12 protein-coding genes are annotated in these 19,630 nt (G+C 26.3%); 6 read left to right on the plus strand and 6 right to left on the minus strand.

Annotated elements, in window-relative coordinates:
• Nucleotides 1–332: 332 nt before the first annotated feature.
• From NL43_RS02795 to NL43_RS02805, 4 genes are all read left to right on the plus strand, one after another.
• A complete protein-coding gene (locus NL43_RS02795) occupies nt 333–1,226 on the plus strand; it encodes a hypothetical protein (protein WP_069592532.1) in 894 nt (297 codons plus the stop codon).
• A gap of 61 nt (nt 1,227–1,287) precedes the next feature.
• Complete coding sequence (locus NL43_RS02800) at nt 1,288–1,743, plus strand: hypothetical protein (protein WP_069592533.1); 456 nt, start codon at nt 1,288–1,290, stop codon at nt 1,741–1,743.
• Nucleotides 1,744–1,836: 93 nt separating this feature from the next.
• Nucleotides 1,837–1,986: a hypothetical protein gene (locus NL43_RS08255; RefSeq protein ID WP_158005542.1), complete on the plus strand. Its 150-nt coding sequence runs from the start codon at nt 1,837–1,839 to the stop codon at nt 1,984–1,986.
• A gap of 78 nt (nt 1,987–2,064) precedes the next feature.
• A complete protein-coding gene (locus tag NL43_RS02805) occupies nt 2,065–2,364 on the plus strand; it encodes a hypothetical protein (protein ID WP_069592534.1) in 300 nt (99 codons plus the stop codon).
• A gap of 294 nt (nt 2,365–2,658) precedes the next feature.
• On the opposite strand, the gene NL43_RS02810 is transcribed toward NL43_RS02805, so the two are convergent.
• The 4 genes from NL43_RS02810 to NL43_RS02825 form a co-directional block, all read right to left on the minus strand.
• Nucleotides 2,659–7,515, minus strand: a complete 4,857-nt coding sequence (locus tag NL43_RS02810) for a C1 family peptidase (protein WP_069592535.1) — start codon at nt 7,513–7,515, stop codon at nt 2,659–2,661.
• A 110-nt stretch (nt 7,516–7,625) separates the two neighbouring features.
• A complete protein-coding gene (locus NL43_RS02815) occupies nt 7,626–8,876 on the minus strand; it encodes a zinc ribbon domain-containing protein (protein ID WP_069592536.1) in 1,251 nt (416 codons plus the stop codon).
• 91 nt (nt 8,877–8,967) lie between these two features.
• Complete coding sequence (locus NL43_RS02820; RefSeq protein WP_069592537.1) at nt 8,968–9,561, minus strand: stage II sporulation protein M; 594 nt, start codon at nt 9,559–9,561, stop codon at nt 8,968–8,970.
• A gap of 487 nt (nt 9,562–10,048) precedes the next feature.
• Nucleotides 10,049–14,044 carry a C1 family peptidase gene (locus NL43_RS02825; protein WP_069592538.1) on the minus strand — a complete coding sequence of 1,332 codons (3,996 nt, stop codon included), beginning with the start codon at nt 14,042–14,044 and terminating at the stop codon, nt 10,049–10,051.
• Nucleotides 14,045–14,686: 642 nt separating this feature from the next.
• Here NL43_RS02825 and NL43_RS02830 point away from each other — a divergent pair.
• Together NL43_RS02830 and NL43_RS02835 are read left to right on the plus strand one after the other, a co-directional pair.
• Nucleotides 14,687–15,859, plus strand: coding sequence for an iron-containing alcohol dehydrogenase (locus NL43_RS02830; protein ID WP_069592539.1), 1,173 nt, complete (start codon nt 14,687–14,689; stop codon nt 15,857–15,859).
• Nucleotides 15,860–15,928: 69 nt separating this feature from the next.
• A complete protein-coding gene (locus NL43_RS02835) occupies nt 15,929–17,413 on the plus strand; it encodes an aldehyde dehydrogenase family protein (RefSeq protein WP_069592540.1) in 1,485 nt (494 codons plus the stop codon).
• 723 nt (nt 17,414–18,136) lie between these two features.
• Here NL43_RS02835 and NL43_RS02840 read toward each other — a convergent pair.
• Together NL43_RS02840 and NL43_RS02845 are read right to left on the minus strand one after the other, a co-directional pair.
• Nucleotides 18,137–18,775, minus strand: a complete 639-nt coding sequence (locus NL43_RS02840; RefSeq protein WP_069592541.1) for a hypothetical protein — start codon at nt 18,773–18,775, stop codon at nt 18,137–18,139.
• Between the two features lie 464 nt (nt 18,776–19,239).
• Nucleotides 19,240–19,446 (minus strand): histone family protein, encoded by a 207-nt coding sequence (locus NL43_RS02845; protein ID WP_069592542.1) that lies wholly within the window; start codon nt 19,444–19,446, stop codon nt 19,240–19,242.
• Between the last annotated feature and the right edge of the window lie 184 nt (nt 19,447–19,630).

The raw sequence follows: 19,630 nt of genomic DNA on the forward strand, positions 1-19,630 counted from the left end.
AATGGTTGTGTTACAAATATTACACTTTTTTATAATTTTTATTAATTTATATTACAGGTAACACAAAAATTTTCTAAATCATGTATAATTAATTTATACGGGATATTGATGGTATTATTATAGTAATATTGGTAACACAACTATATATACTAGTAATTATATAACATAATACATCAATTAGTTTATCAAATTTAAAATATACTTTATGAAGGATGATTACAGTAGTGTAGCATACCATAAAAATTCATTAAAAGTAGTATTATAAAAATTTAGATAATATTAATAGATATTATTAATAAATATATTCTTAAATAATTTTGAGGTATGTTAACATGGCAAGAAAAACTGTAACAATCAGAATAACTGATGTTGATGAATGGGAAAAATTTTTGGATAAATTAGAACAAATTCATAACACTCCCAGAGGTAAAGGACATGTAGGTCCAACCTTAGAAAAATTTGCCTATGATTATGCTAATGATAACATTTCAAATATAACTCAAAAAGAATATGATCAATTAAACAATGATTTCAAAGAACAAGCATCAAAAATAGTGAAACTACAAGAACAACTACAACAAACAACAAACAATGAACATGAAAAAATCATGGAACTTAAAGATAAAATTTCCCAATTAAATAAAAAACTAGTAAACTACGAAAATGTATCAGAGAAATCTGATGAAGATGCTAAACGAATTAACATTCTCGAGAAAGAAAAAAATGAATTTAAACATGATAATGAACTTAAAGATCAAACTATAGAAAAATTATCTCAAGATAATCATGATTTAAAATTAGAAAATAATCAACTATCCAATAAAAACAATGATCTAACAAATGAACTAAATTCAATTACCATGAAATATGATGCAAATGAAGAAATTATAAAAACAAATAAAACAACAATAGCTCAACTAACAGAACAGAATAGTAACTTAACAAAAACAACAGCAAGACTTGAAGATGAAAATTCAAAACAAAAACAAGAAATTGTAACAGTTAGGAATGAACAAAAACATTTCTCAATTAGAAATGAAAAACTTCAAGATGAAGTAAATACACTTCAAAATGAAAGTAAAAAGTACACTTATATTGTTGGCCAAATCAAGAAGATGTCTTTTATTGACCGTATTCTCAAAAGATATCCTAAAGAAGTTAAGGAATTAAATCCTTACACGGAAAATGATGAAGAAACACCTTACATATTGGATGACTCAAAATAAATTAATTATCCCTACTGGTATGATAATAAAAAAAATTGTTATAATGTTTTAGGTGAATTGTATGATTGTAACAAATAAATATGGTGATTTAGAGTTAGTCTATAAGGTTAAAGTGGATGATAAAATTCCAAATCCAAGTAATAGTCCAAAAATTCCATTACCTTATGACTTATATGAATGGTGGAATTCTCTAAGTGAAAATCCGTTAGATTCAGTGTTTATTTACAAATACTTACTTCCAAAACCAGGAATAGATTATGAATTATTTGAAAAAATTATAATTTCTCCGGCAGGTATTGATGAAGTACCAATAAATGTAGAAGATCCTATTTCTTTAAATATAGAATCACTTACTGATGAAAATGGATGTACCTTTTACTATTTCACATTACCAAATGAGATTATAATAAATGATTGTGATACAATTCAATTCACAGTTAATGTTAATGAATGTGATTTTATTATTAGACATTCTGGTTTAGTCATAATAAAAGGATTAACTATAAAATCAAACTAAATTAATACTCCAAACTATATTTTTCAGATTTTTTTTAACTAAATTTTAAATATAACTCATTAGTATATATACCTTATCTATAAAGGTGATAAAATGACTAATAAACATCCTCATAATACTATTATAAAAAATATGGACGATATAAGCTACTTAATCACAGTACTTAATGATTCAAAAATAGCATATGTGAAAAAGAATTTAAGCATACATTTACATGAAAAAGAATTATCATTAATAAGGTAAATTCATAAACATATAAAACCACATCACAAAAAAGTAAGAATACAGAAATACAAATCATTACTAGAACATCCCGAATCAATGCCTCCCAAATATGATTTACATCTAGAAATATACACAAATCATTATAAAAAACTAGAGAAAAAAGGCATAATAATCTTAGATTTAGAACCAGAAAATGGTCTTCCATATGATATGAAATTCACTAATAAGGGATTAGATATTATAAATGAAATCACTACACTTGAAAAAGAGTGGGAAGATAAAGTTTTAGATAATGTTGAAGACAAAGAAGAATTACTTAAGTTATTACAAGACATGTCTCTCAAAGCAATAGGTATAAGTTATACTATCCAAAAACAAGTAAAAGGAGTTTATTAATATTAATCTAACTTTATTTTACTTAGTGTAGAGTGTTGGGCTATATTATAAAATATACTTATTTTATCACATGTAACTATCTAAAATAAAATAATATAAGATTTTTATTTGAATAGAGAATTTATAATAGAACTCAAAAATTATTAGCCAACACTCAAAAAAAATATTTCTTTGATTTTTACATAAATAATTAAAATATTCTTATTATATTAACAAATTTTTTTAAAAAAAGGTTAAAAAAAATGAAAAAAAGGGTTTAATAAAATTTTAAAGCCCTCTTTTTTTGTATGATGTTTAGTTTGGATATACATTTGGTCCTTTTATTGCAGTATTGTTTGTATATGTGTTTTTAGATTCTGTTATTGCTTTTTTAGTGAATGCTGCTCCTCCATAGTTTGCATGGTTTTTAGTGAACGTGTTTCCAACTACATTACATGTTGTTCCATCATTGTAGAGTCCTCCACCAAGGGATGCATTACCACTTATTATATTGTTATTTGTGAGGTTCATGTTCTTTGCATTGAATATTGTTCCACCCATATTTGCTTTATTTCCTGTGAAGTTACTATTTTTCACTGTGAAGTTTCCTATATTATAGATTGCTCCTCCACTCTTACTTGCAACACAATAAGTTATAATATCACTGTCTACTGCTACTGTATTATTAGAGAATATTGCTCCTCCATACACTGCTTTATTTCCTGTCATTTTGTTGGATTTGAGTGTTACTATTCCTTTGTTTGCTACTGCTCCTCCTGTTTGTGAAGCATTATTGTAACGAATAGTATTTTTCTGGATAAGTACTACTCCTCCATTATATATTGCTCCACCATATTTTCCACGATTAGACTCAAATGTGTTACTTGTAATTGTTCCATTTGCATTATTAAACATTGCTCCTCCTAGTTGGCCAGCAGTGTTTAGTGCAAATTTATTGGATGTCACAGTAATGTTTCTTGCATTATGTACTGCTCCACTCCACTGGTTGGCAGTGTTTGCTGTGAAGTTGTTATTTTGTAGGTTCATTACTCCAAAGTTGTAGATTGTTCCACCATTTTTGGTTACATGGTTTGCTATAAAGTAGTTTGTATTTGTTATGTTTGCTTTTCCACTACTATATATTACTCCTCCAAATGCTGCGGTGTTGTTTGTGAATTTGTTTGATTTAAGGATTACTGTTCCTTTACTGTTTATTACTCCACCAGAGTTTACTGCACTGTTGTTTATTACTGTGTTACTTGTCATTGTGATGTTTCCTTCATTAAGGATTGCTCCACCATAACTTGCATTATTGTTTTTAAGGGTTGTCTTGGTGATGGTTACTGTTCCTTTGTTGTATATACATGATCCTTGATATGCATTGTTGTTTGTAAATGTGTCATTATTTAGTGTTAGTGTTCCATTGTTGAATATTGCTCCACCATTTCTTGTGTTTGCTCTGGTAAATGTTGTGTTAATTATTGATACTGTGTATTCTTTTGCTATTGCTAGTATTCCTGTCTTATTTTGTCCACTTATGGTTATTATGTGGTTTTGGTATCCTTTTATTGTGAATTTAGTTACAGTGTTTGTTAGAGTGTTTTTACTTATTATTACTTGATTATTTAAGTTGTATGTGTCTTTGTTATTAGTTGTACCTATAAGATTTATTGTTCCACCATTATCTATGTATATTAGTGCATTTGTAAGGTTTGTTGGTGTTTCAATTGTTAAACCATCGCCGGTTCCTTTACTGTTTGCATATATTGTTTTGTATAATGTTCTATTATATGTTGTATTAATTTGTGATGATGCATGAATATTATCATTACTTAGTGGTGTGTATGTGATTGTGATTTTATTTCCTGTTTTATTGAATTTTAGAGCATTTACAGATATATTTACTACACCATTTCTTACTGTGAATGTTCTAGGAGTTAATTTACTGTCAAATGTGTTAGCTGTACTTAGTGTTTTACCATCAAGTGCTAGGGTTACTGTTCCGTTAACTGCTTTTTTATTTGTATCAAGAATGGATGCAATAATAGTAACATTTTCACCAACATGTTTGGTTGTGTTAGTTAAGTTTATTGTTGTACCTATTTTTTCAATGTTAAATTTTGTTTCATATGTGGATTTTTTATATGTTATGTTTCCATTATATGTTGCTGTTATGTTGCATGTGCCTATGGTGTTTGGTGTTTTTATGTTTGATGTGAATATTCCTTGTGTGTTGGTAGTAGTATTTATAGTATTTTGGTTATTGATTGTGATTATGATCTTTGCATTAGGTATTGTTTTATTTGTTTGACTAATGAGTTTTCCTGTTATATTTATTGTTGTGTTTGGTTGTGTGTTATTTATTTTGTTTAGTGTGATTATTGTGTTTTCAGGGAGGTTTGTTGTATTTTCTGTTATATTTAATATGATTGTTTTAGTGGATGTTTTGTAGTTTGTATTGTTTGTATTATATGTTATTGTTATGTTATGTATTCCTTTTGTCATATTTGTGTATGTTATGATTGTTTGACTACTTGTCATGTTTATAATATTTATTATTTTTTGGTTTTCTGTTATTGTTATTATTCCATTGTTTAGTTGTGTATTATTTGCTTTGATTATTATGGTTAGTTGGGTGTTTGTTGTTGTTTGATTGTTTAGGGTTATGTTTATTGTTGTAGGAGTACTTGTTGTTTTAGTGTATAATTTTAGACAACATATTGCATCACTATATTGTTCATTATTTATGTATGATTTTTCTGTTGGTATCATTAATCTTGCATAGTCATTTGTTGAGATGGGTACTTGTATATTTTTATTTTTTGATGTAATATTTAATTCTATTTTTACATTATCTCCTATTTTAGTATGTATGTTCTGATTTATTTTTACAGTTTCATAACCTAGGTGTGTGAAATATCCATTTTGTGTATAATTTAATTTATTATTTATGTAGACTTTGAGTGTATATGGATTGTTAATATCATATACGTATGTTCCAAATGCAGATACAATATCATTTCCACTCATAGTAAACTCATTAGAGTAAGATATGTTAGTAGTATTACCATACCATGTGGTTATTCCTGCAAAATCATATTGATATAATTTATCATAAACTTCTGTATCATTCAATATAAATGTAAATCCACCAACACCAATTATATCATCACAAGTATTAAGAATTGAAGTATCATAGTATGAAACATAATAATAACCATTATCTCCGGAATAATTACCCCAACTATTTTTCACAATAAAAGCACCATCACCAGGAGGAGTAGTTCTAAAATTGGATTTACTATAATTATCATCCCATCCAACAATACTAACAGCATGACTTGTTTGTCCATCACCAGTATAATATGAAGTATTACCTGAAGTACTCATAATAATATCTGTAAATACAGCACCATACTTCATAATAGCTTCCTTAACAATGTCATTATCAGTATAATTCTTTCTTGAAGGAATTCCATAAACATTATTTACATGAACAAGACTTCTAAGCACTGGTGAAATAAGACTCTCTGTATTATTATCTTCAATTTCAAGTACTGGTCCCAGCCATCCTACAAGATAAGCTATAGGCATATTATCATATCCACCCCTATTTGGTGAAATGCACCAACCAGACTGTGAAAATAGGGCCATTATATTTTTCAAATTCATTTCTGATAAATCATAATTATTATTAGTAGCTTTAAGAATACAAGATTCAAGAGTAGCTATTGTGGCAAATGCCCAACAATTACCTTCACTTCCTTGATTTTTAACAGAAGTTACATATCCATAATCCCTTAAATCATATCTAGAGGGTAGATTATTAATAGAATTAATATTATTAATAGTGATAGTTGGACTGTCTTCTATAGTTATAACATCAACAATAACTGAATTACTTTTACTTGACCAAGTATTTGAACTAAAATCATATGTTATATTATATATGGAATATAAATCCTGAGCATATGTTGCAAGATTTCTACTAAAAACATTATTTTTCATAGAAATATTATTTATATTAGCATATATCGCTCCACCAGTACTACTAGCATTATTATCTTTAAACTGTGATTCATTAATACTAAGTACAACATAATCTGAGTAGATAGCACCACCATTACGTCCATAGTTATTTGTAAAATTACTATTAATCACAGTTAGATTAGAATATATATCAAATAGAGCACCACCTTCATATAATGCATTGTTATTCATGAAACTTGAGTTATTGATATTTATGGTTGAACGTTCTTCAATGAAATTTGTACCATCACCACTACCATTTAAAACAAGAATAGCTCCACCCATAAGTGCATAATTATTTTTAAATATTGAACTATTTATTGATACATTAGAATCATAAGAATAAATAGAACCTCCATAACTAGCACTACAATTGTTAAAACTGGAATTTTGGATAATTAAATTACTTTTTGTAAAATAACAAGCTCCACCTAAACCAGAGAGCGATAAACATTGATTAAATGTACTGTTAATAATATTAATTTTTGATGTACGTGAATTTAAATCTGAAATAGCTGATCCTTTTGATGATGAAACATTATAAAATTCTGTATTCATTATGGTTAAATTACCATTATTTTCAATACAAGCACTAGTATCTGATGAACATGTATTATTGTAAAAATATGAATTGTTAACAGTGAGATTTCCATAATTAGATATTATATTAGTTTTACTATTTTTAAAACTAAGATTCATAATATTTATAGTATTTGTTATACTAATAACTTCATTATTATTATTATTCACTGAACTACAATCAATAATTGTTGTACTAGTATTTTCACCAATAATATTTAATGAATTTCTTAAATGTAAATTATTTATTTTATAAATACCACTAGTTAAATAAACTGTACTTCCATCACTCATATTATCAATAACAGTTTGTGTAAGATTATTCCAAGGATTCAACTTACTTCCATTACCATTTGATGTTCTTGAATTATTAATATAATATGTTTGATTATCTGCTGAATTTTTCACTGTTTTCGTATTTAAAGTATTATGTATTGTATAATTACTTTCAGTTATATTATTTTGATTATTAGGTATAATTGTATTATTATCACTTGCTGAAATAACATTAAATGTGACAAACATAGTAATTATAATTAATATAAATAATATTTTCTTATTCAAGATATACCTCCTAGATTTTATTATTATAATATATATTTAACTATAATAATAATTTTTCATAGGGATATAATTTTGAAAAAAAGATAAAAAAATTAGTAATGGGTGTTATTTTATTGAAATGTAGGATATAATCTTATTCTTTCAATAGTAGTGATATCAATATTATTGATTTTTACACTTAACGTGTCAAATCCTAGATACATTTTAGTATTAATAAGCATGGTTTCAGTAGATATAATATGATTATCATAATCATAACATGTAGCAGCAATTTTTATGTTTCTACATTTCTCAGGATTCTCAATATATATTTCACCAACAACCTCCAAGCTATCTGATGATTTAATAAGAATTGATGTATTACTAATATTCATTCCAATTTTATGTTCTATTTCACGCATTTGTTCTATAAATATGGAATTTTCTTGTGATTGTTCTGTAGGTGTGTCATCTGTTTTTGGTTTATATTCCTGAGTAGTTTTAGTAGAATAATCTTTAATAATTTCTGGTAAAATTATAATTAGACTTACATCTGAAATTTCAGGATTACATAATATGTTAAAATCATACAGTGTATTTTTAGTAATTTCTGGGATAGTAATGGATTCTCTATTTATTTCATTCTTTTTACTATCAAATGATATAATTGAAAGTTGCAATGCTTTATTTCTTAGATTTTGATTAAGTGAAACTGTACCTGTTATTTCAATAGGACCTGTTATTTCAATAAGATTTAATTCAATGTTTTTAAGATTAAGTCCAAGTTTATTTTCAAGTTTTTTATTTCTCTTAAGTTTTTTTCGAAGTGTTGATGTAAGTATTTGGAGTTCTTCATTAGATCTTTCATCATCTGCTTCATTTAATTCTTCAATAAATTCAGGTAATTCTTCTTCATCTTCTGTATGATCAATTTCTATTTCTTCAATAGTTTCTTCAGGAAATGAATTGTCAGTATATATATCGTTATTTGAAGTTTCATCAATTATATGAGATTCTTTCATAACATTAGGCGTTTGCATATATGGATTATACGTATCATATCCAGTATCATCGTTATCATAGATTTCATCATCTATAAATTGATTTTCATCTTCAACTCCTTCATCAAATGTAGTTTCTCCAAGTAATTCTTTAGAAAAATCATCAAAATTTACTTCTTTTTGACGTTTAAGTTTTTCTTGTCTTTTTTTCTCATCATCAAGTAGTTCTTGTGCAATTTTCATTGCATATAGTCTATTAATATCTTGTTCCACGTCTTCTTCTTCATCATGATTTACTGTGATATAAAATGGTTCACCACAATATGCACAATTTTCTTCATAATCATCATTTAATTGACCGCAATACTGACATCTTTGCATGGTTTTTCTTCCTAAATTTATATTACTTATTTATATATGGTTATTCTCTTAAATACTTTAATTATTTATAATACTCTAGAAAAAATAGAAATTAGACTATTAAATTAATTAGTATTGGTGTAATAATTGATTCAATCAGTCCTGCAATTAGCAATAATATAAAACATAAAATTGCTGATAAAACAACATCATTTAACATAAACCGGGATAATTTAAATATTTCTTTTAATCCCTTTTTTCTAGATAATAATTCTTTTATAATATGTAATTCCCATTTTAATGCTATGAATGCACCAGTAAGTGCAATAGCACTTGATGGTATTTCAAATATTCCATGTGGCATGATACTTACTAAAAAATCAGGTAGTGTAAACATAGCAAAACAATATCCTATAATAAAACCATTAATGAAAGTAGTTTCAAGAGAGGGAATTGTTGTGAAAAATCCATAAATTATGACTGATAAATCTACACATATATTAGTTAGAAAAATATCTAGAAAATCATATGGAATCTCTGATAAGACTATGTTAATTCCCGTTAATGTTGTTTTTTCAGATACAATACCTTCATAATAACCTGTCATGTATCCAAAAAATATAGTTAAAAGTAATATACTTGTTGATACTATAAATAAGTTCTTGTTTCTTTGAAAGTATGATATCCAATATTCTTTTGTTAACATTTGATTTAAATCAAAAAAGCCTATTTTATCACAATCCTAGTTTTTTTTTAAATAGATCATGTTTAACCTAATTATCATAATATTAATTTATAGTTAGTTGTGATCGTATATATTCCTTATCACAATAAATACAAGTTATATTATATTTATTCTTAGGTACTGTAATTTTAATTTCTACTATTTCTTTTGTTATAGGAATATATTCTATATTACCTTTATCATCTCTAATGGATTTACCATTTACTTTAAATACTACTTTTCCACTAGTTATTCTTAGTTTATCATCACTTATTTTAAAACACTCATTTAATTATTTTCTTAAATTTCAAAATAAATTCTACATGATTTAATTATTTTAAAATTTTATTATAAAATATATTATATTTAAACTAAATATTATTATTTTTTATAAAAATAATGAACATGTAGTTATATTTTTTTTAAAAAAGAGAAGGGGATGAATATTAACTTTTAAAAAAGTTTTATATTAAATAATTATTAATGTAGCATTTGAACTACAACGGTCATATAATGCATTTGTATATACAACAGTTATAATATATGTTCCATTACGTATCTTATCAGGTAATGTATAGCTAACATTAGTTATACTATTTTTTACAGTAATGTACATGATGTTTCCATCATTATCTCTTAATGTTTTACCATCTAATTTAATTACTAGTTTACCTTCATTTATTTCTTGATTATTATCCGTTATTTTTATATTAAATAATATCTCTTTGCTGTTACTAACTGTTATATCATCAACATTTACTGTTGCAATTCTTTTAGTTATATTTAGTAGTGAACTTGTCTGTGCTGTTTTGTAGTTTGTAGTTCCATGATATACCGCGGTTATTTGATTATAATTTGACCAATCTTTGATTGCGGTGTAATTAGTTAATGTTGCTACTCCATTTTCTACATTAATATAAATTACATGTCCCATTGTGTCTCTGAGAGTTTTTCCATTTATTTTAAATATTACTTTTCCACCATTTATTTGATTATTATCTATGGTAGTTATTTTTGCAGTTATGTTAATTACATCATTTATTTTTGCAGTAATTGTATCCATACTTATCTTGGTTTCTATCTTGTTTATACTTGTTTTTTGACTAGTAGTAGATGATGTGTATGTTTTAGTTCCATCATAGTCTACTTTTATTAATTTTATTCCACTTGTTTGTGGGGTATATGTAATTTTAAAGTTACCATTTTCATCAGTAAGTGTAGTGATGATATTGCCCTCAATTAAAATATTTATCTGGGCATATTCTATGTTATTTTCATCAGTATCTTTTAATAATCCACTAATTTCTATTTCTGATCCAAGAATACTATCTTCTATATTATTTAATTGAAGTACTGTATTTATTTGAGGTAATGTTAATGTAATTGTAGTGTTTGAATTTTCATATGTGTTATCATTGTATTCAATAATTATTTTTTGTTCTCCAGCTTCTAGTCCTGTGAGATTTATTATTGTTTCTTCTTGGGTAATGTTTATTGTATTAATTATTTTTTTATTTTCATCTTTTATAATAATTGTTCCACTAGTTATATTATTTCCTGTATTATCTAGTATTTGTATCCTTATTTGGGTCTTATCTAATGATTCTTGAATAATACTTGTTTTTATACTGCTTGTCCTATTCTGAGTTATAGAGTATATTTTTAGACACACTACTTTATCTGTATAATAATCACCATCAATTAATGATTTATGATTATCAACTATTATTCTAGTATAATTTCTTTCAGCTATTGGTACATATACAGTATTATTATTTGAAATTAATTCTAATTCAATTACTACTTCATCACCATCAACTGTAGTTACAGGAGTGTCTAGTTTCACTGTTTCATAACCTAGATGTGTAAATTGACCAGTTTTAACACTTCTAATATCACCATTAACATATACTTTTGCAGTATATGTGTATTGTAGACTTGGAACATAGGTTCCAAATGCTTTTATTATATTATTATCATTTATTGTAAATTCATTGGAAATTATTGTTGAACTACTATTTATTGTCATCCAGTCTGTCATTCCACTCATGTCATACTGGTATATTTTATCATAAACATCAGTATCATTTACCATGAATGTAAATGATCCTACACCTTTTAATCCATGTGCTTTGTTGAGTATAGATGTATCATAGTATGATACATAGTAGTATCCATCATATCCACTATCTGTTCCCCAACTATTTTTTATTATAAATGCTCCATCACCTGCAGGTTGTGTTGCGAAATTACTTTTACTATAATTATCATCCCATCCCACTATACTTACTGCATGATTTGTGTAGGGTGTTCCATAATAATATAAATTTGCATTACTTGATGTAACATAAATTCCAGTATATACTGCTCCATATTTCATAATTGCAGCTTTTACTAGATTATTATCTGTAGCATTATTTCTTGATGGTATTCCATATATATTGGTTACATGTAATAAACTTGTGAGTATTGGTGAAATTCCATTACTTTTATAAGCATCTGCTGTTTCATTTACTGGTCCTAACCAATTTACAAAGTATGCTGCTACCATTTCACTTAATCCACCATCATTTGGTGCAAGACACCATCCAGATTGTGAAAATATAGCCATAATATTTTTCACATGGTTTTCTGAGAAATCATAACTTTCATTTATTGCTTTTAGTATATTTGATTCTATTGTTGCAAGAGCTGCAAATGCCCAACAATTACCATCATTTCCTTGATCTCTAATTGGTGTAACATATCCATAATCACTAGAATCATATTTTGATGGTATGTTTGATGTATCTGTTTTATTAATAGTTTTTATTATAATTTCAGGGATTTCTGCTTCACGAATTATATTAGTTATTACTGATGTTTCATAGTCATCAGACCATTTACTATTAAAGTTATATGCTGTTGCATATATGCTATATACATCTAATCCATATTGTGCATTATTATCTGTAAATATGTTGTTAAGTAATGTAATATTGTTTTCATTTGCATATATTGCTCCTCCATACTTTGTAGCAGTATTTTTGGTAAATGTAGTACCTGTTATTGTGAGTTTTAGATTATCTGTATATATTGCTCCACCACTACGTGCAGTGTTATCTATGAATGTAGATGTTTTTATCACTAAATTAGAGTAAATATCATATATTGCTCCACCATCATATTGTGCAGTGTTATTTGTAAAAGTTGTCCTGATAATAGTTGAGTTATATGGAGTTTGGGTAAAGTTTTCATCACTGCCTGTACCATTATGAATAATTATAGCTCCACCCATAAGAGCAGTGTTATTAGTAAAGTGTGAATTATTTATTAGCATATTACTATTATTTACATAAATAGCTCCACCAATATCTGTTAGCGCTGTATTGTTTGTGAAGTAGGTATTATTTATATTAGCACTTGATTCACAAAGATAGATACAACTAGCACTATTATTAGCAGTATTGTTTTTAAATTGTGAATTATATATGTATAGTTTACTAAGTCTACTATATACACTACCTGTATCTACAATATTTTTTTCAAGTAATGTATTATTGATTGTCATTTGACTATTATATATACTAATAAGACTGCTTGAATTATAATCTCCATTATTTTTTATTTCACAGTTTTTCATGTTAATATTAGCATTTGATGATCCAAGAACACCACCACTACCTGATTTACAGCCAGTGAAATTTGAATTAGTAATATTTACTTTTGAGTATCTAAAGTAACATGCTCCTCCAAGTCCACTAGTCATATTTTTAGCAGTACAGTTAATAAATGTACAATTATCTATTGTAACTTGTGTTCCTGAGTCATAGTAATTACTGTCATATATTGCAGCACCAAAATCAGAGTAAACATTAGAAAATAATGTATTTTTTATATTTAAAACACCTTCATTATCAATACATGCACTTTCATAGTATGTTGCAGTATTATTATAGAAGTGTACATTATCTAAAGTAAGACTTTTTAGGTTTGTAATAGCAGCAGTTTGTGCATTAGTAAATGTAATATTAGATATACTTGTATTACCTTTAAGATAGAATAATCCATTTTTTTTACGACCTTCACTTCCATCAATTATAGTATTTTCTACATCTTCACCAATAATTGTAATATCATTAGATAGAGTAATGTAACTAAATGTATATACTCCTTTTGCTATATATACAGTACTATTATTGTTCATAGTATTAAATGCTGATTGTGTAATTGAATTCCATGGATAGGCTTCGCTTCCATCACCATTATATGTTACTGAACTATTAATATAATATTTGTTTTCAGTATCTTTTTTTAAATTTTTAGTATTATTTTTAATATTTTCATAATTTGTGATATGAGTTGTTGTATCATAGTTTGTATTTAATGATTCATCATTTATTGTGTCATTTGCTGTTGCTTGAACTGTTGTTATTGGTATTAAAAGAATGAATATTAATATGACAAATAATAGTTTATGATTCATAACAACACTCCTATTCAATTTATTTTTAATAATACTTTATATATTATTAATAGTTTTAATATTTTTATATTATTTAAATACTTTTTATTAGATGTGTTGATATAGTATAGTTATAAAAAAAATAATAATTTTTACTTCTTTAATTTTTCTTTTTAAGTGTTTTTATTGAAAGTAAAATAAATAGTTTTTATTTTGAAAGATATATGGTTGAAAGTAGTATAATATTTTTTTGTAAATGTTATATTCGTTTTTACATATCTTTTTTTTTGAATAAAAATTTTTTAAACATGATTTTTTAAAATTAATCTTTATTATATTATTTCTATAGAAATGTTAAGAAATAAGAGTTGCATTTAATTATTTATGTTTTTTAGTTTTTTCTTAATTTTATTTAGCTTTTTATTTTCATTATATTAGTCATGATAAATCATTATAAATATAGGTTATTTTATATACTACTTACATTAATATTACTAAATAACAATCAAAAAAAGTATGATTACCATGGTTTATTATAACAATTTTAAAAAATTAATAAATTTGATTGTTAGTAGAAAGATGTTATTCAAAATACAATCCTATATTAACAATCTTTCTAAAAAAATTTCATAAAAGAATTTAAAAAAAAGGAGACTGCTAAAAATGGAAAGATTTACATTACCCCGAGACTTATATTTTGGAGAAAATGCTTTAGATTATCTTAAAGAATTAGATGCAAAAAAAGCAGTATTGGTAATAGGTGGAGGATCACTTAAAAAATCAGGAGTCCTTGACAAAGCATTAAACAATCTAAATGAAGCAAAAATAGAAGTAAAATTGATTGAAGGAATATCACCTGACCCATCAGTTGAAAGTGCAATGGAAGGAGCACAAATAATGCAAGAATTTGGTCCAGATTGGATTATAGCAATGGGTGGTGGCTCAACAATAGATGCAGCAAAAGCCATGTGGATTTTCTATGAACATCCAGATTCCACTTTTGAACAAATATCATCCAACTTAAACTTCCCAAAAATGAGAAACAAAGCAAAATTCCTAGCAATCCCATCAACAAGTGGTACAGCAACAGAAGTAACAGCATTTTCAGTAATAACAGATTATAGTACTGGAATTAAATATCCAATAGCTAATTTTGAAATAACACCAGACATAGCGATTGTAGATCCTGAACTTCCACAAACAATGCCAAAACAATTAACAGCATACACAGGAATGGATGCATTAACACATGCAATAGAAGCTTATGTAGGCTTAGTACATCAACCTTTCACTGATGCATTAGCATTACATGCAATAAAAAACATTTTCAATGACATAATAAATTCATACAATGGAGATTCCAAAGCAAGAGAACAAATGCATTACTCACAATGTGAAGCAGGAATGGCATTCTCTAATGCATTACTAGGAATAGTTCATTCATTAGCACATAAAACAGGAGCAGCATTCAGTACAGGACATATACCTCATGGATGTGCAAATGCAATATATCTACCATATGTAATCAAATTTAATTCAAAAGCTGATGCAAGTAGATATGGTGATATTGGAAGATTTATTGGAATGCAAGGAACTGATGAAGAAATAGTAAGACAACTCTGTGTAAAAATAGACTACTATAATGAACAATTAGGAATTCCAAAAACACTCAAAGAATTTGGAGTAAATGAAGATGAATTCAAAGAAAAAGTAGTTAGTATAGCTAAAAATGCCCAACTGGATGCATGTACTCCAACAAATCCACGTGAAACAACTCCAGAGTTATTAGAAAAATTACTAAATTGTATATATTATGGAAAAGAAGTAGACTTCTAAATCCATAGTTATCAGCCAGTTAACTCCTATTAAATATAAACTATAATAAAAAAATAGAAGATGATAAAGATGAATAATCCAGCAGATTCAGAATATAAATTATTTATAAATGGTGAATGGAAAAATGCATCAGATGGTGAAACATTCAAAACAATAAGTCCTGGAAATGGAGAAGAATTATCAACATGTGCAGAAGCAACAAAAGAAGATGTAGACTATGCAGTAAATTCAGCATGGGAAGCATTTAAAGATTGGAAAGATGTAGAACCTATTGAAAGACAAGAAATTCTTCTCAAAATTGCAGACATAATTGATGAAAATGCAGAAAAACTAGCATTAATAGAATCATTAGACAATGGTAAAGCACTTCGTGAAACAACAGCTATAGATGTACCCTACTCCTCAGATCATTTCAGGTACTTTGCAGGAGCTGTAAGAACAGAAGAAGGAAGTGCAACACAATTAGATAAAAACACTATCAGTTTAATAATGAAAGAACCAATAGGTGTAGTAGGACAAATTGTACCATGGAACTTCCCATTCTTAATGGCAGCATGGAAACTAGCACCAGTACTAGCAGCAGGATGTTGTACAGTATTCAAACCATCAAGTTCAACACCATTAAGTGTACTTGAATTTGCAAAACTCACACAAAAAGTACTTCCAAAAGGTGTATTCAATGTAGTAACCGGTAAAGGTTCTAAATCAGGACAATACTTGCTAGATCATCCTGACTTAAGAAAATTAGCATTCACAGGTTCTACAGAAATAGGATGTAATGTAGCAAATGCAGCTGCTAAAAAACTTATACCATCAACATTAGAATTAGGAGGTAAATCAGCAAATATCTACTTTGAAGATTGTAAATGGGACATGGCAATGGATGGATTACAATTAGGTATACTATTTAATCAAGGACAAGTATGCTGTGCAGGTTCTAGAGTATTTGTACAAGAATCAATCTATGATAAATTCATAAAAGATGCAGTAGATGCATTTAGTAAAATAGATGTTGGCATGCCATGGGATCCAAATGCACAAATGGGTGCACAAATCAATGAAAATCAAGTACAAAAAATATTATCTTGTATTGAAAAAGGTAAAAAAGAAGGTGCAACAGTAGCAGTTGGTGGAAATAGAAAAACTGATGGTGACTTTGCAAAAGGTTGTTTTGTAGAACCAACATTACTTACAGATGTAACTAATGACATGACTGTAGCACAAGATGAAATCTTTGGTCCAGTAGCAGTAGTAATACCGTTTGAAACTGAAGAACAAGTAATTGATTATGCAAATGATAGTTATTATGGTCTAGGTGGGGCTGTATGGACAAGAGATATTAATAGAGCTTTAAGAGTAGCAAATGGTATTGAAACAGGTAGGATGTGGATTAACACATATAATGCGATACCTGCAGGTGCCCCATTTGGTGGATATAAAGCATCTGGTATAGGTCGTGAAACGCATAAAATGATTCTTGATCATTATACTCAAACTAAAAATATCATGATAAACTTATCAGAAGAACCAAGTGGATTCTATCCAAAAAAATAAGTTAAGTATTCATCAGTTTTTACTGTTAAAATAATGTTTTTCCCTAAACTTTTCTTCACCACCTATTTATATTTTTTTTGAGTAGTTAACTCAAAAATTTATTTTTTTTTCATATTATTTTAGGGTAATACTTTTAAAATAGTAATTTAGTTCATGGTTGTAATTTTTTATTTATTTAAAAATAGGTAATGGTTTTTTTAATTGAAGTTAGCTAGTAATATTTGATTTAATCCCAAGGTGAATAAACATGACAATTACTTTGGGATATATTTGAAATATTATAGCTTGAACTTCAATATAATATTATGTTAAATAAATATATAAAATTATCTAATAATTTTTAATAAAATAGTATTAAATTACTTATAATTAAAATTAAAGCGATTAAATTAATTTTTTAAAATTAGTTTTTATAAGTAATACTTTCATATAATTCATTGAATTTTTGATTATAATTGTGTAATGCTATTTTTAATGGTATGGATTATGTATGTAAATTATTATAAAATGTAATTCTTTTTTTATAGGTTAAATTCAATTTTTTATGTAAATTAAATAGTATAAGATATGTTATGATTTATTTGGGATATATATTACAATAGGAATTTTAAAAAAGTATTTTGATGGGGATTATTTATTTAAAAAAATAGGTGGATATGATATGTTAACTTTGTGTAAAATAAAAAAAATGTTTATCTATGTTTAATTTTCTAAAAGAATTATTTATTCTTTCATAAATTCTTCTACTTTTTCATAGTTAGCAATAGCATTAAACATCATTGCAGTTAAATCTTCTTGTTTAAGTTTTTTAAGTTTAGGTCTAAGTTTATTTTCACGAATATCATCAGATCGTGGGGTTGATATAAATGGAATATCTTCATGTTTAGCTACTATTTTCTCTGTATCATTAAATAATATTGAATCTGTTTCTAAGGTATAATAGTGTGATGTAACAATTCCTTCATTAAATTCAGTATTAATTTTGATTTTGTACAATTTTTTTAAATTCTTATTTGTGTAAATGTTTCCAATTTCGGTATCAAGATGCACGGTTGAAAATATGATTGTATCTGAGATATTGGTGGCTAAGTTATTTTTAAGTAATACTTTCATGAGGGATGTGTTTGGACTTTTAATTGAAAATATAATTTCAGCTATATTTTGATGTTCTTCTATTAATTCGTATAATAAATTGTGTCCTCTGTATTCGGGGATAATATATGCTTCTGTTAATGTATATTTAATATTGTCTTCCATAATAACTGGATCTAATGTAACAAAACCAACAACTTTTTTATTATAGGTAATTTCTCTAAAAATATTACTTTTTGTATATTGTATTGAATAATGTTCATTTTTCATTGCTTGATATATTGGTTCATAATAATATTTTAGTAATAATTCTGTGTCTATACTAGTTTCTTCTTGTTCAAAATTAATAACTTTACCTATGTTATCCTCTCTAATTAAATTAAATTCATTATTTATGTTAAGTCCTCCTGTTTTATGTTTTATTAACTAAATATAATTTTTGTAAAAAGTTTTAATTAAAAATTTGGTTTAGGTTGATAATATTATTCATAAGTATTTATTTTTTGAGATTATAAAACTAGATTGGATGGGGGGGGTTTTCATGTTTAAATAGAAAAATTATTGTTTTAAATTAAGATGGTAATAAAAAAATATATGATATAAAACATGAATTTTTTATAATATATTTTAGTTAATTTTAATATAATTTTTAATTCTTTTCATGTTTTATTTAAAAAAATAATAAAAATTTAATAAAATCAGTTATATTTAATTAAAATAAGATATGCTAGTTATTATTCTTTTCCAATTACAAGCTTAATATCTCTAGCTTTAATTGTTTTTCTTCCAGCATGTTTTGCGTAGGGTATGGCTTGTTTTCCAACTTCTTCGTCTATTTCTTCAAGTACTTTTGCAAGTTCTATTTTAGCTTCATCACTTATTCTAGTAGCACCTGCTTCTTTAAGTAATTTTCCCATTGTTGCTTTTGGTAATTCTGTCATGTTATCACCTTGATGTTAATATATAGTTTAAAGTATATAAGTGTTCTTATATTTAAAAATAGATATTTTTTAGAAATATTATTCAAAACAAAACTTTCATATAATTTTTTTCATGAAATTCGTTATTTTACAATTTTTATGAGATTTTTTTTTGAAGGGGGGGGGGGCCAATATTTTATGTGTT

This window comes from Methanosphaera sp. WGK6, from assembly GCF_001729965.1.
GTDB lineage: Archaea > Methanobacteriota > Methanobacteria > Methanobacteriales > Methanobacteriaceae > Methanosphaera.